Origin of the sequence: Cellulosimicrobium sp. 4261 (genome assembly GCF_040546915.1) — a bacterium.
Lineage (GTDB): Bacteria > Actinomycetota > Actinomycetes > Actinomycetales > Cellulomonadaceae > Cellulosimicrobium > Cellulosimicrobium cinnabarinum.
This window is the reverse complement of the sequence record NZ_JBEPOQ010000030.1, coordinates 1-1,716: the sequence shown is the minus strand read 5'-3', so window position 1 is coordinate 1,716 and position 1,716 is coordinate 1. Positions and strand designations below refer to the sequence as shown.

The window sequence follows — 1,716 nt, the reverse complement described above, 5'->3', positions numbered from 1 at the left end:
GCCGCACGACACCGGTAGGCGAGCACGACCCCGCTCCCCCACCAGAACGAGGTTGGTCCCGCTATCCGGTGGATAGCGGGACCAACCTCGTTCTCAACGGCCGGCCAGGGCCACAAGCCGTCAGTCCGCGGTCACGAACAGGTGCCGCGCGACGTCGTCGGGCAGGTCGAGGACCGTCGTGGCGCCCTCGCCCGAGACGGTGACGACGCCGTCGCCCACCGTGACCACGAGGGTCCGGTGCGGCAAGACGCCCGCCTCGGCGAACCGGGCGAGCAGCTCGACGTCGACCTGGATCGGCTCGGCGATGCGCTGGAGCACGACGCGCACCTCCGTGCCGGGCACCGCGGCGCGCGCGACGAGGTGGGCCCGCAGGGACACGACGCCCTGGAGGTAGCCGACCTCGGGCAGGTCCTCGCCCAGCTCGCGCAGGCCGGGGATGGGGTTGCCGTACGGGTCGTGCGCCGGGTGGTCGAGGAGCCCGACGAGGCGCCGCTCGACGAGGTCGCTCATCACGTGCTCCCAGCGGCAGGCCTCGGTGTGGACGTGCTCCCAGTCGAGCTTGATGACGTCGGTGAGCAGGCGCTCGGCGAGGCGGTGCTTGCGCATGACGCGCACCGCCGTCTGCTGGCCGAGGGCCGTGAGCTCGAGCTGGCGGTCGCCCCCGACGACGACGAGGCCGTCGCGCTCCATGCGCGCCACGGTCTGCGAGACCGTCGGCCCCGAGTGCCCGAGGCGCTCGGCGATCCGCGCGCGCAGCGGGGGGATCCCCTCCTCCTGCAGCTCGTAGATCGACTTCAGGTACATCTCGGTGGTGTCGATCAGGTCGGTCACTCGGCCTCCCGCGGCAGGTACGACGCACTCTTCTCTGGAACGGTTCCAGTCTAGCGCTTTCGCCGCCGAGCTCGGCCGCCGCGGCGGACGAGTCCCGCACGCCTGACCGGCGCGCCCGGGCCGCGCGCGTGCGGGGGTGTCGTGGGCGACGGTTACGATCGGCCGCAACCGACTCGACTGGAGGCACCTGGTGGCACGCTCCGACGGCACCGACGACGGCGGCGCACGCGGTCAGCGCGGGCCCCGCGCGGCGGACGCGCTCACGTGCTCGTTCTGCGGCAAGTCGCAGCGGCAGGTGAAGCGGCTCATCGCGGGCCCCGCGGGCGTCTTCATCTGCGACGAGTGCGTGGCCCTCTGCCTCGAGATGGTCGAGGAGGACCGTGAGGCGGAGTCCGCCGAGCAGGACATCGTCACCGGCAGCGGCCCGCTCCCCACGCCGCACGAGATCTTCGCGCACCTCAGCCGCTACGTCGTCGGGCAGGACGGCGCCAAGCGGGCCCTGGCCGTCGCGGTGCACAACCACTACAAGCGCGTCCGCGCCGCCGCTGCCGCCGAGGAGGCGGGCGAGTCCCTCGCGACCGACGACGCGGACTACGTGGAGCTGGCGAAGTCGAACATCTTGTTGATCGGTCCGACGGGGACGGGCAAGACGTATCTGGCGCAGACGTTGGCGCGGATGTTGAACGTGCCTTTTGCGATCGCGGACGCGACGGCGCTCACCGAGGCGGGGTATGTCGGTGAGGACGTGGAGAACATTCTGTTGAAGCTGGTGCAGGCGGCGGACTTCGACGTGAAGAAGGCTGAGACGGGCATCATCTACATCGATGAGATCGACAAGGTGGCGCGCAAGGCGGAGAACCCCTCGATCACGCGGGACGTGTCGGG

2 protein-coding genes are annotated in these 1,716 nt (G+C 71.3%); one reads left to right on the top strand and one right to left on the bottom strand.

The annotated features are described in order from the left end of the window. Window positions 1-120 precede the first annotated feature (120 nt). Window positions 121-831 (bottom strand): iron-dependent transcriptional repressor DtxR, encoded by a 711-nt coding sequence (locus tag ABIE39_RS18695; RefSeq protein ID WP_175010224.1) that lies wholly within the window; start codon window positions 829-831, stop codon window positions 121-123. A 190-nt stretch (window positions 832-1,021) separates the two neighbouring features. Between ABIE39_RS18695 and ABIE39_RS18690 the strand changes: the two genes are divergently transcribed. Further along, window positions 1,022-1,716 (top strand): ClpX C4-type zinc finger protein (locus ABIE39_RS18690; RefSeq protein ID WP_354053019.1); only part of this gene is annotated, 695 nt, incomplete at its 3' end.